This window comes from Rhizobium sp. TRM96647 (assembly GCF_025780115.1).
Taxonomy (GTDB): Bacteria; Pseudomonadota; Alphaproteobacteria; order Rhizobiales; family Rhizobiaceae; genus Mycoplana.
This window is the reverse complement of record NZ_JAOXHF010000010.1, coordinates 195990-219753: the sequence shown is the minus strand read 5'-3', so window position 1 is coordinate 219753 and position 23764 is coordinate 195990. Positions and strand designations below refer to the sequence as shown.

Genomic DNA, 23764 nt, shown 5'->3' with positions numbered 1-23764 from the left:
CATGTTGCGCTGCAATAGGACGGCGGCATGTTGCATGTCTCCAAACCGCTCCATCCCCATCCCGTCGTCGTGGCGACCGCGGGCGGGCTGGCGCTCGCGTCGCTCATGGGATTCGGCCGGTTCTTCTATACGCCGGTCCTGCCGGCGATGATGGCCGACCTGCACCTCGATCCGGCGCAGGGCGGCCTGATCGCCGCCGCCAATTTCGCCGGCTATCTCGCAGGCGCCGTCCTGGCCGCCTATGGCTGGGCGGCCGGACGCGAGCGCCCGCTGGCACTGGCGGCGCTGGCGGCGAATGCGATGCTGCTGGCGGCCATGGGCCTTGCCGGCAGCATGCCCGCCTTCATCGTCATCCGCTTCCTGGCGGGCCTTGCCAGCGCGCTCGGTATGGTCTTCACCGCAGCCATCGTCCTGTCGCACGGGCTTGCGGCGGGCGACAGGCGTGTTCCCGTCATCTTTTTTTCCGGCGTGGGGGCAGGGATCGCGCTGTCGTCCCTGCTGGTGCTCGGGCTTGCCTCGCTGCATCCGGCCGGATTGCCGGGCTGGCGGCTGGACTGGTTCGTCGCGGCCGCCTTTGCCGCGCTCGCCCTTTTCGCGATCGGGCCCTTTCTGCCGCGTGGCGGCCGGGGCGGCCCGGCCCGGCCGGAGCCGCCGCTTGTCTGGAAGCGGCCGCTTCTGGCGCTGACGCTCAGCTACGGGCTGTTCGGCATCGGCTATGTCGTCACCGCCACCTTCATCGTCGCCATGGCCCGCGAAGGTGGAGGCGGGCGGCTGCTCGAAGGGCTGACCTGGTTTCTCACCGGCCTGACGGCGGCGCTGTCGCTCTTTGTCTGGAAGGCGTTCGACCGGCGTCTCGGCATCCTCGGCGTCTACCGCGCGGCGCTGGTGTTCGAAGCGTTCGGCGTCGCCGCCACGGTCGTGCTGCCGGCGCCGGCCTCCGTCCTCGTCGGTGGAATTCTGCTGGGGGCGACGTTCATGGTGGTCACCGCCTATGGCCTCCAGCTCGGCCGCACCATGGCGCCGGAAAGCCCGCGCCGGTCGCTCGCCATGATGACGGCGGCCTTCGGCGTCGGCCAGATCGTCGGGCCGCTCGCCGCCGGCTGGCTCGCCGGCCTTTCGGGCGGCTACGGCCTGCCGAGCCTGCTTGCGGCCGCCGTGCTGGCGATCGCAGCACTTGCGACCCTTACCGCCCACGATCACGACTTGATTAAATCTCGGTAATCCACGGCCCCGGCGATTGTTGCTGTGCGGAAACTGCTTTAGTTTCCGCGCGAACAGGAGCGGAGCAACCGTTCCCGCAACGAGAGACGATCGCCTTGTTTCATTCCTTCTTCCCCGAGCCGAAAAAATTCTTCCTGTCCGCCCTGATCTGGACGTTCGTGGTCGTCGGGTTCTGGTACAGTTTCGGCGAGAGCCTCGGCGCTTCGCTGGGCCTGCCGCCTCTCGCCCCCGGGCAGGAAGTGCCGATCGGGCTCGGCCATTTCTTCACCACCGCCTCGATCTGGTTCTACCTCTATTTCATCGTGTCGATGGTGATCTTCTGCGGCTTCTGGCACCTGCGCGCCGCCAACCAGCCGTGGCGGCTGTGGTCCGTCTGGGGCTCGGCCTTCCTCATCTTCACGGTCTATTTCTCCGTCGATATCAGCGTCGCCGTCAACAACTGGCGCCGGCCAACCTATGATCGCATCATCGAGGCTCTGAAGGCGCCGAACACCGTCGGCTACGACGAGCTCTACGGCTACGCCTTCATCTTCTTCCAGCTTGCCTCGATTTCCATCGTTACCGGCGTGCTCATCGCCTTCTTCACCAGCCACTACGTCTTCCGCTGGCGCAATGCGATGAACAACTTCTATGTCTCGGTCTGGCCCAAGGTCCGCACGATCGAGGGTGCCTCGCAGCGTATCCAGGAAGACACGATGCGCTTTGCCAGTACCGTGGAAGGCCTCGGCATCCGCCTGGTCGATTCCTTCATGACGCTGATCGCGTTCCTGCCGGTGCTGCATGCGCTGTCGGCGAGCATCAAGGAACTGCCGATCGTCGGCGCCATTCCCTACCCGCTGGTGACGGCTGCGATCTTCTGGTCGATCTTCGGGACCGTCCTTCTGGCCGTCGTCGGCGTGAAGCTGCCGGGGCTGGAGTTCCGCAACCAGCGCGTCGAGGCGGCCTACCGCAAGGAACTCGTCTATGGCGAGGACCATGCCGATCGCGCCCAGCCGCCGACGGTGCGCGAGCTGTTCGATAACGTCCGGAAGAACTATTTCCGGCTCTATTTCCACTACATGTACTTCAACGTCGCCCGCTACTTCTACCTGCAGACCGACGTCATCTTCTCGCTCTTCCTGCTGATCCCCTCGGTCGTCGCGGCCACGATCACCTTCGGCCTGATGCAGCAGATCCAGGGCGCGTTCTCGCAGGTCACCAATTCATTCCAGTACCTCGTCAACTCCTGGCCGACCGTCATCGAGCTGATCTCGATCTACAAGCGCCTGAAGGCGTTCGAGGCGGCGATGGACGACAGGCCGCTGCCGTCGATCGACGAGGAATTCATCGCCGCCGGCGGGGTCGAGGAAATGGCGCAGTAAGACGAGAACTGTGCGACGTCAGAGCGTTTCGGAGGCGGCCCTGGCCGCCTTCGTCCGTTCGGCCAGGATGTCCATCGCCTCGCGCTGGCTGACGCAGGCGACGCCGGGCTTACTGCAGACCTCGGTGAGGAAGCGATCGAGCGCGCGCCAGTAGGCGCCGCCGTTCATCGCCACGAAATGAAAGCCGAGCTGGAGCGGGATGCGGTCGCCGGCATATTGCTCATCGAACGCGGCGCGGAAGGCGGAGAGCGTCCGTTCCTCGAAGGTGGCGCTGTTCTTCTTGTCCTCGATTCCGCGCGAGTGGCGGACGAACAGGTTGTAGTCCATGCCGATCACCGGCCTGGCGGAGGGACCTTCGGGGATCAACGGCAGGGAAAAGTGCACGAAGCCGTCGCTCTCGTTCGGCAGCACCGGCCCCTTGGAGACCTGGCTTGCGTCGTAGCGGAAGCCGAAGTCGCGCAGCGCCTGCGTCAGCGCCGGACCCGACGACAGATAGGGCGCCCGGAAGCCTGCGATGTCCTTCTCGGCGAAATTCCGCCATTCCACCGGTTCGCGCTCGGGCACGCCGGCGTTCTGCCAGGCGTCGCGCAGCGTGTTGCGGAAGAAGTCGAACTCCTGCTTCCACTCCTCGGTGCTCCATTTCGCGCCGTCGAAATGGCCGCAGGCATGGCTGCCGATGTCGTGTCCCTCGGCGCGGGCCTGCCAGATGTGCTCCAGCCGGGTGACGACGTCCTTGTTGTCCGGCGCGAAACCGACGTTCGACTTGCCGCGCGGATGGTGCGGGGCCTGGTAGCTCTTGCGGTTCTCCTTCGTCATCAGGAAGGTGCAGGAGAGGAAATAGGTGAAGTGCGCACCGGTGCGCCGCGCCATCTCGCGGCTCTGCGTCCACAGCCGGTTGTCATGGGCGCCGTCGAAGGAAACGACGACGAGTTGCGCCGGCGCCTTGTCCGCCGGATCCTGCGGCGACTGCGCAAGGGCCGGAAAACCGGCAAGGGAAATGGCGAGGACGGCTGAAAAACTTGATCGAAACATGGGCACCGCGACAATTTGCAACGGGCCTTCATCGGTTGCGATTGCGGCAAAGCCGTGTTCGCACTGGAATTTGGCCGAAGGCGGCGCTATCCCAGCGTGACGGTCTCTGACCGCATTTCCATGACGAAAGGCGGAATTCCATGACTTTACTCGTTGCGGGCATCGTTCTCTTCATCGCGACGCATCTCGTTCGCCCGTTTGCGCCCGGCCTTCGTGCCGCCGCAATCGACCGTCTCGGCAAGCCGGCCTTCATGGCGATCCACGGCATCGTTTCGCTCCTGAGCGCGGTCATGATGGTCTACGGCTTCATCGACGCGCGCCAGAACGGCGGCACCATGCTCTACTTCCCGCCGGCGTTCATGGCGCACATCACGCTGACGCTGATGCTGATCGCCTCGATCTGTCTGGTCGCCGGCTTCCTGCCGGCGGGGTACATCCGCACGAAGCTGAAGTTCCCGTTGCTCGTGGCGATCAAGATCTGGGCGCTCGCGCACCTGCTCGCCAATGGCGAGAGCTATTCGGTGGTGCTGTTCCTGGCGATCCTCGCCTGGGCCGTCGTTCTCCGCATCTCGCTGAAGAAGCGGATCGCATCCGGCGAGACGAAGCTGCCGGTCTTCGTTTCCGCTCGCTATGATGTGATCGCCATCGTCGTCGGCGTGGCGCTCTATGTGGCAATCGTGCTGAAACTGCACGAACTCCTGATCGGCGTTGCGCCGATGGTCTGACCGGTTTTTCCGGATTGAACCTGCGGCGGCGGCGCGAAATCGCGCTGCCCCCTTACAACGCGCCAAAAATCGGGTAGAAGCGCGAAAAACATTCTCTCGAGTGAAAGCCGGAACCGATAATGGCAAACCAGGACGACAGCTTTATCCGCGAAGTGAACGAGGAACTTCGCTCCGACCAGATGCGCGCCTTCTGGCGGCGCTTCGGCCGGATCCTCATCGCTGTCGCGATCCTCTTCGTCCTCGGCACGATCGCCAAGGTCGGCTACGAATACTGGCGCGAGCACGAGGCATCGGCTGCCGGCGACAAGTTCCTCTCCGCACTGACGCAGATCCGCGAGGGCAACAAGGACGAGGGCCAGAAGCAGCTTGCCGCGCTCGAGCAGGAAGGTTTCGGCGCCTATCCGGTGCTGGCGCGCATGCGCTCCGCCTCGCTCCTGGCGGAGGGCGGCGACGTCGCAGGTGCGGTCACGGCGTTTTCGGCGATCGCCAATGACGGTTCGGTGCCGCAGGCCATCCGCGATGCGGCCCGTCTGCGCGCGGCCTATCTCCTCGTCGATACCGGCACCTACGAGCAGGTCGCCGCCGAGGCCGAGCAACTGACGAACGCGTCGAGCCCGATGCGCCATTCGGCGCGCGAGGTGCTGGGCCTGTCGGCCTACAAGGCCGGCGACTTCGCCCGCGCCAAGGAATGGTTCGAGCAGATCGTCGACGACGCCGAGGCGCCGCGCAACCTTTCCAACCGCGCGCAGATGCTGCTCGACCTGATCGCCGCCAGCGGCAAGGCCTCCTCCTGACGCCGCGCCTCCGCGCGGCTCAAACCGGAACGGAACGTCCCATGAGCTTCACCGTCGCCATCGTCGGGCGCCCCAATGTCGGCAAGTCCACGCTGTTCAACCGGCTGGTGGGCAAGAAGCTCGCGCTGGTGGACGACACGCCGGGCGTGACCCGCGACCGCCGGCCGGGCGAGGCGAAGCTGGTGGACCTGCGCTTCCGCGTCGTCGACACCGCCGGCCTCGAGGAGGCCGCGCCGGAGACGCTGCAGGGACGCATGCGGGCGCAGACGGAGGCGGCGATCGACGAGGCGGACCTGTCGCTGTTCATCGTCGATGCCAAGACCGGACTGACCCCGGTCGACCAGGCGCTGGCCGAGATGCTGCGCCGCCACGGCAAGCCGGTGGTGCTCGTCGCCAACAAGTCCGAGGCGCGCGATTCCGACGCCGGCTTCTATGACGCCTTCACCCTCGGTCTCGGCGATCCGACGCCGATTTCCGCCGAACACGGCCAGGGCATGCTCGACCTGCGCGACGCGATCGTCGCGGCCATCGGCGAGGATCGCGCCTTCCCGCCCAAGGAGGACGAGGCCGTCACCAACGTGGACGTGCCGCAGGTCGCGCCCGGCGCAGACGGCGAGGCGGAAGACGAAGAGCCCGCCTATGACGAGACCAAGCCGCTGCGCGTGGCGATCGTGGGCCGCCCGAATGCCGGCAAGTCGACCCTGATCAACCGCTTCCTCGGCGAGGACCGGCTCCTGACCGGCCCGGAGGCCGGCATCACCCGCGACAGCATCTCGGTGGAGTGGGACTGGCGCGGCCGCACCATCAAGATGTTCGATACCGCCGGCATGCGCCGCAAGGCGAAGGTGCAGGAGAAGCTGGAGAAGCTGTCGGTCGCCGACGGCCTGCGCGCGATCCGCTTCGCCGAAACCGTCGTCATCGTCTTCGACGCGACGATCCCCTTCGAGAAGCAGGACCTGCAGATCGTCGATCTCGTCCTGCGCGAGGGCAGGGCGGCCGTGCTCGCCTTCAACAAATGGGACTTGATCGAGGATCCGCAGGCCGTGCTGGCGGAACTGCGCGAGAAGACCGAGCGGCTTTTGCCGCAGGCGCGCGGGATCCGCGCCGTGCCGATCTCCGGCCAGACCGGCCGCGGGCTCGACAAGCTGATGCAGTCGATCATCGATACGGACCGCGTGTGGAACCGCCGCGTCTCGACAGCCCGGCTGAACCGCTGGCTGGAGGCGCAGCAGGTCCAGCACCCGCCGCCGGCCGTCTCCGGTCGAAGGCTGAAGCTGAAATACATGACGCAGGTGAAGGCTCGCCCGCCGGGCTTCATGATCTCGTGTACGCGCCCCGAGGCGCTGCCGGAATCCTATGTCCGCTACCTGACAAACGGCCTGCGCAACGATTTCGACCTGCCCGGCGTGCCGATCCGCATCCATTTCCGGGCCGCGGACAATCCCTACGCCGGCAAGGCGAAGAAGCGGCGCTGAGGCGCTACCACAGCGTTCCGCCGGCATTGCCGGGCGATATCAGCCCTGTTCGCCCGCGACGCCGAAAAGAGAGGCCACCACAGGGTCGAGGGCATTGAGATCCTCGAGCGTCAGTGGGGGGAATTTGCCCTGCATCAAGCCCAGTCGCCGACCGACACGCTTCCTGTTTTCGACCGGTAGGATGCGGGCGACGGGTTTTCCGGCGCGTGTGATGACGATTTCCGTTTCCGCTCCGTGCTGAATGTCGCGCACAAGCTTTGAAAAATTCGATCTTGCGTCTCGCAGGGCCACGGTGCGCATGTGAGGCGTCCTCGTTGGTGTCTTACGATACAAGCACGCGAAATCGCCCACAACTGTCAGGCGTCACCCCGGCAGCTTCTCCTTCTCCACCAGCGCGCCGTGGTGCTGGATGACGGCTGCGGCGACGTCGGCGGCGAAGCGGGCGGCTTCGGCGGCATTGTCGGTGACGACGTAGCGGGCGAGGAAACTGCCGTTGAAGCTGTCGCCGGCGCTGGTCGTGTCGACGATCGTCTCCACCCTGGCCGAAGGGACATGGCTCCTGCTCTCGCCAAAGGCGAGGGTGGCGCCGTCCGCGCCATCCTTGACGACGATGTCGCTGACGCCGAGCGCGCGGTAGCGGGCGATCGTGGCCTCGATCGAGGCGTCGCCGAAATGGGTGGCTTCGTCGTCGAAGCTCGGCATCACCAGCGAGGCGGCTCTCGCGCCATCGCTGATCGTCTCGCGCATGCGCTCGGCACTGTCCCAGAGCCGGGGGCGGATATTGGGGTCGAATGCGACCAGCTTGCCGGAAGCCCGGGCGCGACGGAGTTCTGCGAGCAGCGTTTCGACGTCCTCCGGCGACAGGATCGCCAGCGTGATCCCGGAGAAGACGATGACGTCCGATGCCTCGATCGCCGCGCGCAGGCGATCGGCGTCGCGCGCGAGCAGCTTTGCCGCCGATGTCGAGCGCCAGTAGGAGAAGCTGCGCTCGCCGTCGTTCAGGTGGATCATGTAGAGGCCCGGCGAACGGCCTTCGATGCGGGCGATGCGGCCGGTGCCGACGCCCTTGCTCTCGATGAAGGCCAGCATTTCGTCGGAGATCATGTCGCAGCCGACGGCGGTGAAATAGTCGACCGACCAGTCGGCGGGCAGGTACCGGCGGGCATAATAGGCGGTGTTGAAGGTGTCGCCGGCGAAGCTCTTGCGCATCAGGCCGCCATCGGCCTGCATCAGTTCCACCATGCATTCGCCAATTGCGAGCAGCCTGCCTGCCATGAATTCCGCCTCCCTATCTGCGTCGGAAGGAGGAGATACTGTCAAACAGGGCCAGGGGCAAGGTGATGCCGTTGCCGCCGGTGCGCCGGCGGGCGCGGGCGCGCGCCTCGCCGGGGATATGGACGCCATAGTCCGCAGAAAGTCGCTCCAGCTGCCGGGCGAGCCGGGTTTCGAAATCGCGGGCGAGGAACTGCGGCGCGATTGCGAGGACGAAGAGGCCGGCGCCCGGCGTCTCGTCGCCCGACTGGAAGTCAGGAGCGTCGAGCGACCAGTTGGCGCCCGTCAGCCCTGCTGCCAGCACCTCGACCATCAGCGCGATATTGGCGCCACGCGCGCCGCCGAAGGCGACAAGCGCGCCCTTGATCGCCGCGTTCGGATCGGTCGTCGGCCGGCCCGCGGCGTCGAGCGCCCAGCCTTCCGGAATGGTCTTCCCCCGTTCGGCCGCCTCCCGGACCTTGACGAAGGCGGTGGCGCTCGAAGCCTGGTCGATGACGAGCGGCGGTCCGTTTGCGCGCGGCGCGGCAAAGGCCAGCGGGTTGGTGCAATAGACCGGCTTGACGCTGCCGGCGCCGGCGAGCAGGGCCGGGCCGTTGGTGGCGGCGAAGGCGACGAGGCCCTCGGCTGCCAGGCGGGCGACATACCAGCCGAGTTCGCCGGCGGTGAAGCTGTTGTGCGAGGCGTAGACCGTCAGGCCGAAGATGCGGGTCTTCGATACCAGTTCCTCGAAGGCGGTATCGAAGCCGAGCTGGGCGATGCCGCCGCGGCAGTCGCATCGTGTGAGCGCAGGGACCGGCGAGGTGAGCAGGGGCTCGGCACGGCCGTCGATGCGGCCGCAGTCGAGTGCGTCGAGATAGTCGGGCAGGTGCGCCAGTCCGAGCGCGGGCTTGCCGGCCGCCTCGGCGGCGACGATCGCCCTTGCCAGCGAGCGCGCAAGGGCCTCGCTGGCGCCGGCCCGTACCAGCGTGCCGGCGGCGAGCGTCGAGACCTCGGCAAGCGTCAGGGAGATGGTGCGATCAGCCATGCGCTCGCCTCCGGGAACGGGGCAGGCGTTTCGTTCCGGTTTTCGCACCCGCGCCGGGGCGGCCGGCGGGATGGGGAACCCGGCGGCAGATGTCGTTCAGCACGAGGCTTGCCGGATGGCGGCCATGGTGGCGGTGCAAGGGCGGCTCCGTCGGTCTGCTCCAGGCCCGGTTGTGCGCCATCATCGGGCCCGGCGCCGCCGGCGTCAACCGCAGGAGGCACAAAGAGGCCATCGGCCCGGTCCTTCCGTTTGGCTGTTTACGCATTCCGCCGTCCCCGCTACACAGTCAGGATACGTCCGCCAGCATATGTCGGGGCGCGTCATTTCCGGGGAGTTGTCCATGGCCACCTCAAAGACCTCCGCAGCCGACTGGTGGCGTGGTGCGGTGATCTATCAGGTCTATCCGCGCTCCTACCAGGATACCACCGACGACGGCATCGGCGATCTGAAAGGGGTGACGCAGCGGCTTTCGCACATCGCTTCCCTCGGCGTCGACGCGATCTGGCTGTCGCCGTTCTTCAAGTCGCCGATGGCGGACATGGGCTACGACGTCTCCGATTATTGCGACGTCGACCCGATGTTCGGCTCGCTCGCCGATTTCGACGAGATGCTGGCTGCGGCCCACGCCCTCGGGCTCAAGGTCGTCATCGACCAGGTGATCTCGCACACCTCCGACCAGCATCCGTGGTTCAGGGAGAGCCGCTCCAGCCGGGACAACGACAAGGCGGACTGGTATGTCTGGGCCGAGCCGGAGAAGGACGGCACGGCGCCGAACAACTGGCTGTCGGTGTTCGGCGGTCCCGCCTGGGAGTGGGACGGCGTGCGCCGGCAATACTACATGCACAACTTCCTCACCTCGCAGCCGGACCTGAACTTCCACAATCCGGACGTCCAGGAGGCGGTGCTGAAGACGATGCGCTTCTGGCTCGACCGCGGCGTCGACGGTTTCCGGCTGGATACGGTGAACTACTATTTCCACGATGCGAAGCTCAGGGACAACCCGCCGCATGCGCCGGACACGGACGAGGCGGGGCTGGATGCGCCCGACGTCAATCCCTACGGCATGCAGGCGCACCGCTACGACAAGACGCAGCCGGAAAACGTCGGCTTTCTCAAGCGCGTGCGCGCGCTCCTGGACGCCTATGACGGGCGCACCTCGGTCGGAGAGGTGGGCGACGGCGCGCGCTCGCTGAAGACGGTGGCGGAATATACCAGCGGCGGCGACAAGCTGCACATGTGCTACACCTTCGACCTGCTGGGGCCGGATTTTTCCGCCGCCTACATCCGCAAATGCGTGGAGGGGTTCCAGAAGACGGTCGTGGACGGCTGGGTCTGCTGGGCCTTCTCCAACCACGACGTCGAGCGCCATGTCAGCCGTTTCATCGCGGCACCGGAGGAGCGCGAGCGAGTGGCGCGGCTGGCCCTGACGCTGCTTTCGACCTTGCGCGGCACGATCTGCCTCTACCAGGGCGAGGAACTGGGCCTGCCGGAAGCCGAACTTGCCTTCGAGGACCTACGCGATCCCTACGGCATCCGCTTCTGGCCCGCCTTCAAGGGCCGCGACGGCTGCCGCACGCCGATGCCCTGGCAAGCAGAGGCGCCGCATGCCGGCTTCAGCGCCGCCCGCCCCTGGCTGCCGGTGCCGGTCGAGCACGCGCGGCTCGCCGCCGATGCGCAGGAAAAGGTGCCCGGCTCTGTGCTCAACCACTACCGCGACACGCTGGCCTTCCGGAAGGCGCATCCGGCACTGCTCGACGGGGAGATGGAGTTCGTGATGTCCAACCAGGACGTGCTGGCCTTCACGCGGCGGAAGGGCGCCGAGACGCTGCTGTTCGTGTTCAACCTGACGCGGGAGAAGGCGGCATTCGTGCCACCGGCATCGATGACGCTCGCAGAGGCTGTCGCCGTTCCCGGCTTCGGCGGCAGGCTCGCCGAGCGCACGGTGGAACTGGCGCCGCTGGACATGGCCTGCGTGCGGCTCTGAATGTCTTACCGGACGAGCTTGTCATAGTCCGCGTGGCTGCCGATCCAGAACCAGACGAGGTCCTGATCATCGGCAACCGCCAGTGCCCGCCACGAGAGGCCGACCCGGACGGACCAATACCGGCCAGTCCGCTTGAGGTGTAGCGACGGGTGCTTGGGATCGGCCTTCAAGAGTTCGAAATTCTGATCAGCCAGCTTCTGCACATGCGCGGGAAGCGCATTGTAGGAACGCCAGAAGGAGGCGTTCGCAAAGTGCCTCAAAGGCGAGAGGTCCGGCCTGCGCGATGATCTCGCAGTGCGTCGTCCGCGAGTTGGTCCAGCTTGCTGCCCGTCAGGACGTCCCGCGCAAACTGTTGATCCCAGCGTTCGGCGTGCAGTTTCTCGAACCAGACAGAGAACGCTTCGAACTCATCTTTGTCGAGTTCGGCCACGCTCGCTTCTATCTGCTGCAGCTTGGACATGACGTCACCTTTCAGGTCCTCATTGCGTCCAACTCGACGCTCGGTGGCTTTATTTAGGAACCTTCGGAAAGGTCTCCATAGAAATATGCCGTCGTCGCGATCTTGCCAAGGGTCACGATCACCCGATCAGCGCGAACCGGTCGACGTCGACCATGCCGCGGTCGGAAATCTTCAGGTGCGGGATCACCGGCAAGGGCAGGAAGGCGAGCTGGAGGAAGGGCTCTTCGAGGGTCGAGCCGAGCGCAAAGGCGGCCTTGCGCAGGTGGTGCAGCGTGTCGCGGACCACCTCGAAGGGTTCAAGGCTCATCAGGCCGGCGACGGGGAGCGCGATCTCGCCGGTGATCCTGCCGTCCTCGACGACGACGAAGCCGCCGCGGATCTCGCCCAGCCGGTTGGCGGCGAGCGCCATGTCGTCCTCGCTGACGCCGACGACACAGATGTTGTGGCTGTCGTGGCCGACGGTGGAGGCGATCGCGCCCTTCTTCAGGCCGAAGCCCTGGACGAAGCCGTTGGCATGGTTGCCGTTCCTGCCGTGCCGTTCGATGACGGCCACCCGGATGATGTCGCGCGACAGGTCGACGGTGGTCTGGTTGCCGCTGGTCGGCAGCCGAAAACGGCGATGCTCGGTGATGATCTTGCCGGGCATGACGCCGATCACCGGCGTCTCGCCTTCCGATACCGGCACGGCGAAGTGCGAGGCCTTCACCGGCCTTGCCCTGACGCTGTCGAGCCCGACCGGGGCAACGGGACGGCGGCCCGCAAAGAGCGCGTCGGTCACGCGGCGGCCGGCGGCAAAGACCATTTCGGCCCGGCAGTCCTCCAGCGTATCGATCACGACGAGATCGGCGCGCCAGCCAGGGGCGACGAGGCCGCGGTCCTGCAGGCCGAAGGCCTTCGCCGCCGAGATCGAGGCGGCGCGATAGACGGCAAGCGGGGCGCGGCCGTGCGCGATCGCGGTGCGGATCATGTGGTCGAGATGGCCCTGCTCGGCGATGTCGAGGGGATTGCGGTCGTCGGTGCAGAGCGCGATGAAGGGCGACAGCCGCTCGGTGAAGAGCGGCATCAGCGCCAGGAGGTCCTTCGAGACCGAGCCCTCGCGGATCAGGATGTGCATGCCCTTCCTGATCTTCTCCAGCGCTTCCTCCGCGCTCGTGCACTCGTGGTCGGTGCGGATTCCGGCCGACAGGTAGCCGTTGAGGTCGCGGCCGGAGAGCAGCGGCGCATGACCGTCGATATGGTCGCCCTGGAAGGCCTCGAGCTTGGCCATGCAGACGGGGTCCTTGTGGATCACGCCGGGGAAATTCATGAACTCGGCAAGGCCGATCACCTTCGGGTGATGGCGGAACGGCAGGAGCTTCTCCACCGGCAGGTCGGCGCCGGACGTTTCCAGATGCGTCGCCGGCACGCAGCTCGAAAGTTGCACGCGGATGTCCATGATCGTCGCTTCGGCGGAATCGAGGAAGAAGCGGATGCCGTCTTCTCCGAGCACGTTGGCGATCTCGTGCGGGTCGCAGATCGCGGTCGTCACCCCGTGGGGCAGGACGCAGCGGTCGAACTCGTGCGGGGTGACGAGCGAGCTTTCGATATGCAGGTGCGTGTCGATGAAGCCGGGGACGACGATGCGGCCGGAAATGTCGATCTCCTCGCGGCCCTCATAGGCTTCGCAGGTGCCGACGATGCGATCGCCGCAGATGGCGATGTCGGAGGCGACCAGTTCTCCGGTGACGAGATCGAAGAAGCGCCCGCCCTTCAGCACGATGTCGGCGGGTTCGCGGCCGGTGCCCTGGTCGATCAGGCGTTCCAGGCGGGTGGTGGTGGTCATGGCGGTTCTCCGAATCCCTCTTTGAAAACTCTAGCAGGGAAGGGGCCGGCTTGCCGAATTTCCCGTGCGACGGTTCCTGCCGCCGTTCAGCCGGGGAAAGTGACGGTGAAGGCGAAGCGCCTGCTTTCGCTGGCCGGGAGCACGGTGCCATGGGGGCGCTGCGACAGTTCGCGCGACCCGCCGCTTTCCGCCGCCGTGCCGTGCCAGGGCTCGATGCAGAGATAGGGTGCGCCGGGCTTCGTCCAGAGCGCGAGGTTCGGCAGGTTCTCGAAACGGAATGCCAGGGCCGGGCCAGCCTCGGCGGTGTAGGTAAGCCCGTCGCCCGCGCCTTCGGGAAAGATCATGGCGTCGGCCTCGAACTGGGCGGGATCGAGGACGAGCGTGCCCCCGGCGAAGGGCGACGGCAATTCGCCGGCCGCGAGCAGCCCGCCCTCAAGCCGGCGGAGGGCCGGCTCGCCGCCATTGTCGAGGTGGATCGTGTGCGGCCGGCCGGCGGCACCGGGCAGGGGCCAGACGAAGGCGGGGTGGAAACCGAGGCCGAAGGGCATCGGCCGGTCGCCGCGGTTGGAGACGGTGGCGGAGACGGTCAGGGTTGGCCCTTCGAGCCTGTGTTCGACGGCGAGCAGGAATTCGAAGGGATAGACGGCGCGTGTCTCCTCCGAGGCTGCCAGTTCGTGGCGGCACATCGTCTCCGTGGCCGAAGCGAGCGTGAAGTCCCGGCGCCGGGCAAAGCCGTGCTGCCCCATGGGGCAGGGCTTGCCGTCGATCAGGAGCGTATCGTCCGGCGCCTTGCCGACGATCGGAAAGAGCACGGGCGAGCGGCCGGACCAGAAGGCGGCATCGCCGTTCCAGAGCCAACTCCTGCCGTCCGGCGTCGCGATCGCCTGCATTTCGGCGCCGAGCGGGGAGACGTCGACGGCCAGGAATGCGTTCTCGATGCGGGTGAGGTCGGTCATGGGGGCTCCTGATGCGGCGATGGGTTCGGCGCAGCATAGACGTATCCGCCGGATTCCGCGTCCGCTGATCGCACGCCCCGGGACGATTTTCTCGAAGCCGCGTCGTGACGGCATCGAAGCCGGGCGATCCCGCTTGACACACTTATAACCGAAGGGTTATTTAAACAATCAATAGCCAACGGGTTATGGATATCGATGAGCGAAGCGCAGGACCTTCTCTTCACCGCACTGGCGGACCCGACGCGTCGGGCGATCTTCGAGCGGCTGTGCCGCCGGGGCGAGCAGACCGTGGGGGCGTTGACGGCCGAAGCGGGCGTCTCGCAGCCGGCGGTGTCCAAGCATCTCGGCGTCCTGAAGCGGGCGGGCCTGGTGTCCGACCGTCCTCAGGGCCGCCAGACCCATTACAGCGCCCGGCTCGAAGCGCTCTCCCCCCTGGTGGACTGGACCCAGCAGATGTCCGGCTTCTGGGAAAGCCGGTTCGACGATCTCGAAGATCTGCTCAAGAGGATGGACCAATGAACGTATCTGCCGAAAAGACCCTTTCCGTCGTCGTCGAACGGGAACTGCCGCATCCGCCGGAGAAGATCTGGCGCGCGCTCACGCAACCGCAACTCATCGAGGAGTGGCTGATGAAGAACGAGTTCAAGCCTGCCGTCGGCCACGCCTTCAGCCTGCGAGCCGACTGGGGCACCGTGGAATGCCGGGTACGCACCGTCGAGCCGAACAGGACCCTGTCCTACACATGGGACGCCACGCCGCTGGAGAGCGTCGTCACCTGGACGCTGACACCGACGGCGACCGGCACAATGCTGCGCATGGAGCAGACCGGTTTCCGGCAGGACCAGCCGATGTTCTATGGCGGCGCGAAGATGGGCTGGCCGAAATTCCTCGACAGGCTCGAAGACGTGCTCGCCCGCCTGGACTGAGGGCGTTCGACCTCCGCCATCGGCGGAAACCTCTCGTTGCACCACAGCCATTGCAGACGCGGCCTGTCCGAGGACGGCCGCGGATGGCGTCGTCGTGCCGTCGGGCGGACATCAGGGAACGGGGCTATATGGCCCTGCAGTCAAAGGAGACAGATTTGAACTGGAACAAGTGGATAAGACAGTTTCACCGCTGGATTTCGATCGCCTTCACGCTTGCCGTGATCGCCAACATCGCCGCCATGGGCATGGAGGAGCCCGTGCTCTGGATCGGCCTGCTGGCGCTGGTGCCGCTCATCCTTCTGCTCGTAACGGGGCTCTATCTCTTCGTCCTGCCCTATGCCGCGAAACGGCGCGACATCGCCCGTTAGAGCCTGTCCCGTCGATGAGAGGAAGCGGCCGCAGCCGGCCGCTTCCAGTTCCGTCATTCTGCGCTCAGATATTGTCCTTCAGCACGTCGCGCAGCTTGCCGAACAGCTCGTCGATGTGGTGCTTCTCGATGATCAGCGGCGGCGACAGCGCGATGATGTCGCCGGTGGTGCGGATCAGGAGGCCCTTCTCGTAGGCCTTGAGGAAGGCGGAGAAGGCGCGCCTGGTCGGCTCGCCCGCGATCGGCGACAGCTCGACCGCGCCGATCAGGCCGATGTTGCGGATGTCGATCACGTTCGGGCAGTCCTTCAGCGAATGCAGCCCGTCCTCCCAGTAGGAGGCGAGTTCGGCCGCGCGGGTGAGCAGGCCTTCCTCCTTATAGGTGTCGAGCGTGCCGAGCGCTGCGGCTGACGCGATCGGATTGCCGGAATAGGTATAGCCGTGGAAGAACTCGATCAGGTGCTCCGGGCCGTTCATGAAGGCGTCGTGGATCTCGGACGTGACGAAGACCGCGCCCATCGGGATGACGCCGTTGGTCAGGCCCTTGGCCGTCGTGATGATGTCGGGCTTGACGTCGAAATACTGGGCGGCGAAGGGCGCGCCGAGGCGGCCGAAACCGGTGATGACCTCGTCGAAGATCAAAAGGATGCCGTGCTTGGTGCAGATCTCGCGCAGCTTCTGCAGATAGCCCTTCGGCGGGATCAGGACGCCGGTGGAGCCCGCCACCGGCTCGACGATGACGGCGGCGATGGTGGAGGCGTCGTGCAGGGTGACGATACGCTCCAGTTCGGTCGCGAGGTCGCCGCCATGCTCGGGCTCGCCGCGGGTGAACGCGTTCTTCTCCGGCAGGTGGGTGTGCGGCATGTGGTCGACGCCGGTGAGCAGCGTGCCGAACATCTTGCGGTTGGAGACGATGCCGCCGACGGAGATGCCGCCGAAGTTGACGCCGTGGTAGCCGCGCTCGCGGCCGATCAGGCGGAAGCGGGAACCGTCGCCCTTCGCCCGGTGATAGGCGAGCGCCACCTTCAGGGCGGTGTCGACCGACTCTGAGCCGGAATTGGTGTAGAGCACGTGGTTCATGCCCTCGGGCGCGATGTCGACCAACCGATTGGCCAGTTCGAAGGCCTTGGGGTGGCCGAGCTGGAAGGCGGGCGCGTAGTCGAGCTCGCCCGCCTGCTCGCGGATCGCCTCGGTGATCTTCGGCCGGCAGTGGCCGGCATTGACGCACCACAGTCCCGCCGTGCCGTCCAGCACCTGCCGCCCGTCATGGGTCTGGTAGTGCATGTCCTTCGCGCTGACGAAGAGGCGCGGCTCCTTCTTGAACTGCCGGTTCGCCGTGAACGGCATCCAGAAGGCGCGCATGTCGTTGGGGGTGTTCAGGCGGTTGGACATGTCGATCTCCGTGGGCATCGATTGCGAGGACGGTGTTTGCGCGGACAGTATCTTGCGGGCAGGGCGTTGCCGCTCCCCCGAACGGGTTCTTTACCTGTTGGTCAAATTATCGAAGCGCCCGGTACCGTCAAGCCTCGGCCGCTTCGCGCCGCCCAAAAGAAAACGCCCGGCGGTGGTGTTCCGCCGGGCGTCGAAAAGGGCCGTGCAGCCGGTCACGCGTAGCGCAACTGCCTGCTCTCGCTCGGATGCGGCTCGCTGTAGATGCTGTCGATCGCACCCAGGATCGTCAGGACGGCGTCCGACTTGCTGGAATAGTAGATCGTCTGCGCATCCCGGCGCGTCGTGACCAGGTTCTGCGCGCGCAACTTGGACAGATGCTGGGACAGGGCCGATTGGCTCAGTCCGACCTTCTGTGCGAGCGCACCTACGGCGATTTCACCGCTGACAAGTACCTTCAGGATCAGCAGGCGCTTGGGATTCGCCACTGCCGAAAGAAAGTTCGTTGCAACTTCGGCCTGTGCCTGATCGCTGTCAGAAAAGGCGTCCATCGGAAACTCCTTCAATGCGTATTAACTTCAATATGTGCGGTCCCGTACTGTATGACTGTTAGCATATAAACAAAACCGAACACATCAAGTGGCCAGATATTGGGGGTCTGGGCATCGCGGAGGGGGGAGCGTCACGCCCTGTCGGCACGTGCCTTGTGGAGCAGATCGGCGAGGACCGTGCGCAGTTGCGCGGGGTCTGTGAGTTCTTCTTCGAATTCAACACGTTTCAGTTCATCTCCGGCGGAAAGATCGATCCCCGCAGCGTCAATTCCGGAGATGGCCCATTTGTTCCCCTTCGCGCCGCAATAGTGGCTCGCATAGACCGAGGCCGCCTCCGCGTGATCGGTGTTCATATGCTCGATTGCGGCATTTTCACGGTCGGCCAGCGCCTCGCGCACCGCGGAGCGAATCATCAGATCCTCGGCAGAGAGCACATAGGCCCTGCCGAAGCCGCCGTTCAGGTTTGCCCGCTGCGGCACCAGCCGGAAGAAGGTGAAATCGGGAAAATCCACATAGAGTTTCGCCTTGGGGTGGCGGCGGACGAAGCGGTCGCGCAGGCGGGCATGCTCCTTCGTGCCGCGTTCGAGTTCGGCCGCGACCGTGATCACCGTCAGCCGCGGATGGGCGAGGGGATCGCCCTTGCCGGGCTCGCCGGCGAGCAGGGATGAGCGCGGGTCGGCGCGCAGCGCCCGTGTGTGGCCGGACAGGGCGGAGACGAGGATTACCGGCGCGCCGTCGATGTCGAGGCCTGTCAGCACGCGGCTCGCCAGCGGGTGGCCGGTCTCCGGCTCCAGCACGGCGAGGGAGGCGCTACGGGCGGAGCGCAACAGCATGCGGGCGAGCCTGCGGGCTTCGTCGTCGGTGTCGCGCAGGACCTTCGGTCGGTCGTCGTTCGTGGCGGTCATGGTGCGTCCTCGCCTTGTTGCGTTGCCGAGTTTGCAACCGAGGGGCGGGGCAAAGTCAAGCCGCGCGACGTCCCTGCGTCATCATGACTATTGCAGGGGCGGCCTTGCCGTCATTCGCGGCGGCGATGGCGCGTCAGGCTTTCCACCACGTTCTGGGCGTTGATCATGCCGACGATCGCGCCGTTCTCCACCACGCCGATATTGCCCGGCTGCCGGGACATGGCGTCGAGGATGTCGACCAGCGGGGTCTCGGGCCGGGCCGTCGCCGTCACGCCCACTGCCGGCCCGGCGAGGCCCGGCTGCATGACGTCGCGCGCCATCAGCATGCTGATCGGGTTCATGTTCTGCACGAAATCGGCCACGTACTGGTTGGCCGGGTTCTTGACGATGTCCTGCGGGGTGCCGCACTGGATGATGCGGCCGCCTTCCATGATGGCGATGCGATTGCCGATGCGGAATGCCTCGTCGAGGTCGTGGCTGACGAAGATGATGGTCTTCTTCAGGCGCCGCTGGAACTCCAGCAACTCGTCCTGCAGGCGCGTGCGGATCAGCGGGTCGAGGGCGGAGAAGGGCTCGTCCATCAGGAGGATGGGGGCGCCGGTGGCGAAGGCGCGGGCGAGGCCGACGCGCTGCTGCATGCCGCCGGAGAGCTCGTTGACCTTGCGGCCGGCCCACTGGGTGAGGTTGACGAGCGTCAGTTGTTCTTCGACGCGGGCCTTCCGCTCGGCTTCCGGCATGCCCGCCAGTTCCAGCCCGAAGCCGACATTGTCGGCCACCGTGCGCCAGGGCAGGAGCGCGAACTGCTGGAAGACCATGGAGACGGTGTGCATGCGGAAATCGCGCAGCGCCTTGGGCGAACAGCTGTAGGGATTGAGCACCCCGTTGCCGGTTTTCACCTGCACCTCGCCGCGCACGACCGGCGCCAGCCCGTTGACGGCGCGCAGCAGCGTCGATTTGCCGGAGCCGGAAAGCCCCATCAGCACCAGGATCTCGCCCTCGTGGATGGTCAGCGAGGCGCCGGCGACGCCCATGACGAGCCCGGTCTCCCTGCCGATCTCGTCGCGGGACTTGCCGGCATCGACCATGGCGATGGCGCGCTCCGGCTTCTCGCCGAAGATGATGTCGACGTTGCGAAAGACGACGGCCTCGGTCATGCGCCTTCTCCTTCATCGGACGAGCGGAACAGGCGGTCGAGAATGATGGCAAGAATGACGATGCAGAGCCCGGCCTCGAAGCCCATGGAAATGTTGACGGTGTTGAGCGCGCGGACGACGGGGACGCCGAGGCCCTTGGCGCCGACGAGGGCGGCGATGACGACCATCGACAGCGACAGCATGATCGTCTGCGTCAGGCCGGCCATGATCTGCGGCGTGGCGAAGGGCAGTTCCACCTTGCGCAGCACCTGCGCCGGCGTGGCGCCGAAGGCCTGGGCGGCCTCGACCAGCGAATCCGGCGTCGAGATGATGCCGAGCCGGGTCAGGCGGATCGGGGCGGGGATGGCGAAGATGACGGTGGCGATCAGGCCCGGCACCATGCCGAGGCCGAAGAGGATGAGCGCCGGGATCAAGTAGACGAAGGTCGGGATCGTCTGCATCAGGTCGAGGACCGGGCGCAGGAAGGCGTAGAACCAGGGGCGGCGGGCGGCGGCGATGCCGAGCGGGACGCCGACGGCCATGCTGACGGAGGTGGCCGCCAGCACCAGTGCCAGCGTCTCCGTCGTCTCCCGCCAGTAGCCCTGGTTGACGATCAGCAGGAGGCCCAGCAGCGTGAACACCGCCACGCCGACCGACCGGCGCAGATACCAGGAAAGCAGGGTGACGAGCGCGATCAGGCCCAGCGCATAGGCGAACCTGCCCTCGTCGCTCGAAAACGGGCCCTGCAGAAGGAACAGGATGGCATCGATGCCGGCCTGGAGGAAGACCTTGAGGAAGTCGAAGAAGTCCTTGCCGGTCGAGGTCAGCCCGTTGACCGCCGCCTTGGCCCAGGGCCCGATGGGCAGTTTGATGTTCGTCAGCCAATCCACGGGTTCGCACCTGCCTTCCAAGGGGTTGAGGAAATGCCAAGCCGCACCCGCCATGCGCTTGCCGGAACGGCGGTCGCAGGGGGGGCGCGGAGGCATCCGGAACAGCGTCTGGTCAATCCGCTGCGCACCTGCCGCGGAAGCCTAGCGCACTGTCGATGTCAGGAAAGGCGGAAGTTGCCTTCCGCCCTTCGTCCTTCTCAGAGGCCGAGCGAGGCCTTGACGGCTGCCAGGCCGTCCGCGCCGTCCTTGGTGGTGACGCCGGCAAGCCACGGCTCGATCGCCGCGGGGTTGGCCTTCAGCCATTCGCTGGCGGCATCCTCGGGGGCTGCGCCGTCGTTGAGGATCTTGCCCATGACCTGGTTTTCCATCTCCAGCGAAAACTTCAGGTTCTGCAGGAGCTTGCCGACGTTCGGGCATTCGGCGACGTAGCCCTGGCGGACATTGGTGTAGACGGTGGCGCCGCCGAAGTCCGGTCCGAAGACGTCGTCGCCGCCGGACAGGTAGGTCAGCTTGAAATTGGCGTTCATCGGATGGGGTTCCCAGCCGAGGAAGACGATCGGCGCGCCGTCCTGCTCTGCCCGGGCCACTTCGGCGAGCATGCCCTGCTCGGAGCTTTCCACCACCTCGAAGCCCTTGAGGTCGAAGGTGCCCTTGTCGACCATGTCGATGATCAGGCGGTTGCCGTCATTGCCCGGCTCGATGCCGTAGATCTTGCCGTCGAGGGCTTCCTTCTGGGCGGCGATGTCCTTGAAGTCCTTGATGCCGAGTTCGGCGCCCTTGGCGTTGGTGGCGAGCGTGTACTTCGCGCCCTCGAGGTTCTCGCGCACCGTTTCCACCGAGCTGTCCTCGCGGAAGGGCTTGATGTCGGCTTCCATCGTCGGCATCCAGTTGCCGAGGAAGACGTCGATGTCCTTGTTCTTCAGCGACTGGTAAGTGACTGGAACCGACAGCACGGTCGTTTCCGTCTCGTAACCGAGACCCTTGAGGATCGTCGAGGCCGTCGCCGTGGTCGCGGTGATGTCGGTCCAGCCGACGTCGGAGAAGCGGACCTTGCCGCAGCTTTCCGCCTCGGCGGCGAGCGCGCCGGCCGTGCCGAGCACGATGAGCGAGACCGCGGCCAGCGCTGAGGCCTTCAGTGTCGATGCGATTTTCATGATATATGCTCCCCGTTCTTGTTCTGATGTCTTAAGCCAAGCATCAAAAACGTCATAATTCAAGCACTTTACCGTAGCGGCATGGGTATCGGCCGCCTAGTTTATTTCAGGCCGTTTCGCAATCCGACGCAAGAATGTCGCTGAGGACGGAGCGCGCGGAATTCTGTGATTTCGCCCCTCTTGCTGCTGGAAATCCCCGGCTTTCCGGGCCAGAAGGTGCCGAGGTGAAAATCATGGCAAAACTCTATTTCCACTACGCGACGATGAACGCCGGCAAGTCGACGATGCTGCTGCAGGCCTCCTACAACTACCGGGAGCGAGGCATGCGGACGGCGATCTTCATCGCCTCGCACGACGACCGTGCCGGTCGCGGGCGGATCTCCTCGCGCATCGGGTTGCAGTCGGACGCGATCGCCTTCGACGTCTCCGACGATCTGGAAGCGATGGTGAGCGCCCTGCAGGCGGATGGCACCGGGCAGATCGCCTGCGTCTTCGTCGACGAGGCGCAGTTCCTGAGCGAGCGCCAGGTATGGCAGCTTGCGCGGATCGCCGACCGCCTCCACATCCCGGTGATGGCCTATGGCCTGCGGACCGATTTCCAGGGCAGGCTCTTTCCCGGATCCTATGCCCTGCTTGCGATCGCCGACGAACTGCGCGAGGTCCGGACCATCTGCCATTGCGGCCGCAAGGCGACGATGGTCGTCCGGCTCGGCGCGGACGGCAAGGTCGCCAAGGAAGGCGCGCAGGTCGAAGTGGGCGGAAACGACAAGTACGTCTCCTATTGCCGCCGGCATTGGGAAGACATCATGATGGCCGACTGAACGGGATGGATGACCGATTGCGGTTGGCCGTCGTGCGTCTCGATCCAGGCCGCCGCCTGCGTGGAATAGTCCTGCCGGAACGTGCAACGTCCGGTCGGTGCTGAAGAAAAAATACTTATCTTTCAGGACTTGCAGCCCGGGGCTGGCTTCCCACATCATGTCGGGTGCCGCATCCGGCGGCCTTTGCCGGTTGCAGCAGGCCGGTTGCAGCAGGGCAGATCGGCGCCGGCAGTCGCGCCGGGACGGCGCATTCGCCCGGGACAGAGGGGAGCAGGCATGGCCACACTTCAGAATTTCGACACCGAGATCGCGCGAACCCGCGAGACGGTCGAGCAGATGCGCACCAAGCTGGACCAGACCGGCATCGTGCTGGAGGAGTTCGCCAAGGCGGACACCAAGCTCGGCGATACCAATTTCGACATCGAGAACGCGCGGCTGCAGGACGTGCTCTCCCAGCAGAAGGTGATGGAGGCCAATATCGCCGACCTGATCATCGGGCTGGAGGACGCCACCAACGTCTTCGGTTCCGAGTTCGAGAGCATGAAGAGCTATACGGGGTACGAGAAGTTCATCGGCCTCTTCTCCAAGCAGAAGATGCAGCGCATGCGCACCGACCGCGTGCGCAACATGTCGCTCTCCGGAAATCTGCAGGAACTGCTCGCCAAGTCCGACACGATCGTCGGCATCCTGAAGGAGCAGAAGTCGATCCTCGACGGCCGCTACAAGACCTCGGAAGCGAGCCTGATCCAGGTGATCGAGCGGCGCAAGCAGACGATGACGACGCTGGAGACAACGCAGAAGCGGATCGAGACGCTGAATCCGCAACTGCTCGACATCGAGAACAGGATCGCCGCCTCCACCGACCAGAAGACGCGCACGCAGCTGGAAGGCGAGCGTTCGGCGCTTGCGACCGAGTACAACGAGCAGCAGGCAAAGGAGCAGGAACTGCTCGCCGAGAGCCAGACGCTGGAGCGCTACACCTCGATGTTCCAGACCTTCGTGGATTCGCTCAACAACCAGATCGCCGCGCAGAACACGCTGATCAACAAGCTGACGATCGATACCGAGCAGCGCATCGTGCTCTACAAGGCGCTGGAGGATTCCTTGAAGACCGCCGCCCAGCAGGACGTGGCGCACCGGATCAACACGCTCGGCAGCAAGGTCGACACGGCGGCCGAGGAGACGATGGCCGGCATCGGCGCCGCCGCGCAGAAGCACATCGGCGACCTGCTCGAGATGCACGAGAAGAACATGCTCGCCACCCAGGACATCCAGCGCCGCAAGAAGCTCGCCGACGACGCCTTCGCCCGCCGCTTCCAGGAGGTCATGGACAAGCACAACGCCTCGAACTACGTGAAGGCGTGAGGGCGATGGGCCGATTGGTTTCGTGCTTTGGGAGCTTGCTCGTCTCCGCCGATACGACGACGCAGATGTCTGTGGTCAAGAACCCCTCCCAACCCTCCCCACAAGGGGGAGGGCTTAGCCCAGCCATTCCGCCGAGCG

General features: G+C 65.7%; 25 protein-coding genes. 11 read left to right on the top strand and 14 right to left on the bottom strand.

The annotated features are described in order from the left end of the window. Positions 1 to 27: 27 nt before the first annotated feature. Both OCK02_RS18135 and sbmA read left to right on the top strand, forming a co-directional pair. Positions 28 to 1221 (top strand): MFS transporter, encoded by a 1194-nt coding sequence (locus OCK02_RS18135; RefSeq protein WP_263814241.1) that lies wholly within the window; start codon positions 28 to 30, stop codon positions 1219 to 1221. A gap of 95 nt (positions 1222 to 1316) precedes the next feature. Then, entirely contained in the window at positions 1317 to 2582 is a 1266-nt protein-coding gene (gene sbmA / locus OCK02_RS18130) for a peptide antibiotic transporter SbmA (RefSeq protein WP_263814240.1), read from the top strand. Between the two features lie 18 nt (positions 2583 to 2600). Here sbmA and OCK02_RS18125 read toward each other — a convergent pair whose 3' ends face one another. Then, a complete protein-coding gene (locus OCK02_RS18125; RefSeq protein ID WP_263814239.1) occupies positions 2601 to 3614 on the bottom strand; it encodes a polysaccharide deacetylase in 1014 nt (337 codons plus the stop codon). A 140-nt stretch (positions 3615 to 3754) separates the two neighbouring features. On the opposite strand from OCK02_RS18125, the gene OCK02_RS18120 reads away from it, so the two are divergent. The 3 genes from OCK02_RS18120 (at position 3755) to der (ending at position 6608) form a co-directional block, all read left to right on the top strand. After that, positions 3755 to 4339: an NnrU family protein gene (locus tag OCK02_RS18120; RefSeq protein ID WP_263814238.1), complete on the top strand. Its 585-nt coding sequence runs from the start codon at positions 3755 to 3757 to the stop codon at positions 4337 to 4339. A 119-nt stretch (positions 4340 to 4458) separates the two neighbouring features. After that, positions 4459 to 5133, top strand: coding sequence for a tetratricopeptide repeat protein (locus OCK02_RS18115; protein ID WP_263814237.1), 675 nt, complete (start codon positions 4459 to 4461; stop codon positions 5131 to 5133). Between the two features lie 41 nt (positions 5134 to 5174). Next, positions 5175 to 6608 carry a ribosome biogenesis GTPase Der gene (gene der / locus OCK02_RS18110; protein ID WP_230808065.1) on the top strand — a complete coding sequence of 478 codons (1434 nt, stop codon included), beginning with the start codon at positions 5175 to 5177 and terminating at the stop codon, positions 6606 to 6608. A 39-nt stretch (positions 6609 to 6647) separates the two neighbouring features. Here der and OCK02_RS18105 read toward each other — a convergent pair whose 3' ends face one another. The 3 genes from OCK02_RS18105 to OCK02_RS18095 all read right to left on the bottom strand — a co-directional run bounded on the left by OCK02_RS18105 (position 6648) and on the right by OCK02_RS18095 (position 8904). After that, positions 6648 to 6908, bottom strand: coding sequence for a type II toxin-antitoxin system Phd/YefM family antitoxin (locus tag OCK02_RS18105; protein ID WP_263814236.1), 261 nt, complete (start codon positions 6906 to 6908; stop codon positions 6648 to 6650). A 63-nt stretch (positions 6909 to 6971) separates the two neighbouring features. After that, positions 6972 to 7883 (bottom strand): sugar kinase, encoded by a 912-nt coding sequence (locus OCK02_RS18100; protein ID WP_263814235.1) that lies wholly within the window; start codon positions 7881 to 7883, stop codon positions 6972 to 6974. Positions 7884 to 7896: 13 nt separating this feature from the next. Further along, positions 7897 to 8904, bottom strand: a complete 1008-nt coding sequence (locus OCK02_RS18095) for an Ldh family oxidoreductase (protein ID WP_263814234.1) — start codon at positions 8902 to 8904, stop codon at positions 7897 to 7899. A gap of 340 nt (positions 8905 to 9244) precedes the next feature. On the opposite strand from OCK02_RS18095, the gene OCK02_RS18090 reads away from it, so the two are divergent. Beyond that, positions 9245 to 10888 (top strand): alpha-glucosidase, encoded by a 1644-nt coding sequence (locus OCK02_RS18090; protein ID WP_263814233.1) that lies wholly within the window; start codon positions 9245 to 9247, stop codon positions 10886 to 10888. Positions 10889 to 10893: 5 nt separating this feature from the next. Here the strand turns inward: OCK02_RS18090 and OCK02_RS18085 are convergent, their stop codons facing one another. From OCK02_RS18085 to OCK02_RS18070, 4 genes are all read right to left on the bottom strand, one after another. Further along, on the bottom strand, positions 10894 to 11148 hold the full coding sequence (locus OCK02_RS18085) for a hypothetical protein (RefSeq protein ID WP_263814232.1): 255 nt from the start codon (positions 11146 to 11148) through the stop codon (positions 10894 to 10896). Beyond that, positions 11145 to 11348, bottom strand: a complete 204-nt coding sequence (locus tag OCK02_RS18080; RefSeq protein ID WP_263814231.1) for a hypothetical protein — start codon at positions 11346 to 11348, stop codon at positions 11145 to 11147. The genes OCK02_RS18085 and OCK02_RS18080 overlap by 4 nt, the downstream gene beginning before the upstream one ends. A 118-nt stretch (positions 11349 to 11466) precedes the next feature. After that, entirely contained in the window at positions 11467 to 13170 is a 1704-nt protein-coding gene (gene ade, locus OCK02_RS18075) for an adenine deaminase (protein WP_263814230.1), read from the bottom strand. An 86-nt stretch (positions 13171 to 13256) separates the two neighbouring features. Continuing rightward, positions 13257 to 14126, bottom strand: coding sequence for an aldose 1-epimerase family protein (locus OCK02_RS18070; RefSeq protein WP_263814229.1), 870 nt, complete (start codon positions 14124 to 14126; stop codon positions 13257 to 13259). Positions 14127 to 14321: 195 nt separating this feature from the next. On the opposite strand from OCK02_RS18070, the gene OCK02_RS18065 reads away from it, so the two are divergent. The 3 genes from OCK02_RS18065 to OCK02_RS18055 all read left to right on the top strand — a co-directional run bounded on the left by OCK02_RS18065 (position 14322) and on the right by OCK02_RS18055 (position 15420). Beyond that, complete coding sequence (locus tag OCK02_RS18065; protein WP_230808074.1) at positions 14322 to 14645, top strand: ArsR/SmtB family transcription factor; 324 nt, start codon at positions 14322 to 14324, stop codon at positions 14643 to 14645. Beyond that, the gene (locus tag OCK02_RS18060; RefSeq protein WP_263814228.1) at positions 14642 to 15052 is read left to right on the top strand and encodes an SRPBCC family protein; all 411 of its coding nucleotides are present in this window, start codon (positions 14642 to 14644) and stop codon (positions 15050 to 15052) included. Before OCK02_RS18065 ends, OCK02_RS18060 begins: the two co-directional genes overlap by 4 nt. A 155-nt stretch (positions 15053 to 15207) precedes the next feature. After that, a complete protein-coding gene (locus OCK02_RS18055) occupies positions 15208 to 15420 on the top strand; it encodes a hypothetical protein (protein WP_183807196.1) in 213 nt (70 codons plus the stop codon). Between the two features lie 64 nt (positions 15421 to 15484). On the opposite strand, the gene OCK02_RS18050 is transcribed toward OCK02_RS18055, so the two are convergent. From OCK02_RS18050 to OCK02_RS18025, 6 genes are all read right to left on the bottom strand, one after another. Further along, the gene (locus OCK02_RS18050; protein WP_263814227.1) at positions 15485 to 16810 is read right to left on the bottom strand and encodes an aspartate aminotransferase family protein; all 1326 of its coding nucleotides are present in this window, start codon (positions 16808 to 16810) and stop codon (positions 15485 to 15487) included. Positions 16811 to 17022: 212 nt separating this feature from the next. Next, a complete protein-coding gene (locus OCK02_RS18045; protein ID WP_230808078.1) occupies positions 17023 to 17358 on the bottom strand; it encodes an ArsR/SmtB family transcription factor in 336 nt (111 codons plus the stop codon). Positions 17359 to 17489: 131 nt separating this feature from the next. Then, positions 17490 to 18263: a HugZ family protein gene (locus OCK02_RS18040; protein WP_230808079.1), complete on the bottom strand. Its 774-nt coding sequence runs from the start codon at positions 18261 to 18263 to the stop codon at positions 17490 to 17492. A gap of 110 nt (positions 18264 to 18373) precedes the next feature. Then, positions 18374 to 19417 carry a choline ABC transporter ATP-binding protein gene (gene choV / locus OCK02_RS18035; RefSeq protein ID WP_263814226.1) on the bottom strand — a complete coding sequence of 348 codons (1044 nt, stop codon included), beginning with the start codon at positions 19415 to 19417 and terminating at the stop codon, positions 18374 to 18376. Further along, complete coding sequence (gene choW, locus OCK02_RS18030; protein WP_263814225.1) at positions 19414 to 20286, bottom strand: choline ABC transporter permease subunit; 873 nt, start codon at positions 20284 to 20286, stop codon at positions 19414 to 19416. The genes choV and choW overlap by 4 nt, the downstream gene beginning before the upstream one ends. Positions 20287 to 20483: 197 nt before the next feature. Next, positions 20484 to 21440 (bottom strand): choline ABC transporter substrate-binding protein, encoded by a 957-nt coding sequence (locus OCK02_RS18025; RefSeq protein ID WP_263814224.1) that lies wholly within the window; start codon positions 21438 to 21440, stop codon positions 20484 to 20486. 233 nt (positions 21441 to 21673) lie between these two features. Here OCK02_RS18025 and OCK02_RS18020 point away from each other — a divergent pair, with 233 nt between their 5' ends. Both OCK02_RS18020 and OCK02_RS18015 read left to right on the top strand, forming a co-directional pair. After that, the gene (locus OCK02_RS18020; protein WP_263814223.1) at positions 21674 to 22261 is read left to right on the top strand and encodes a thymidine kinase; all 588 of its coding nucleotides are present in this window, start codon (positions 21674 to 21676) and stop codon (positions 22259 to 22261) included. 276 nt (positions 22262 to 22537) lie between these two features. Then, positions 22538 to 23626: a hypothetical protein gene (locus OCK02_RS18015; RefSeq protein ID WP_263814222.1), complete on the top strand. Its 1089-nt coding sequence runs from the start codon at positions 22538 to 22540 to the stop codon at positions 23624 to 23626. Positions 23627 to 23764 lie beyond the last annotated feature (138 nt).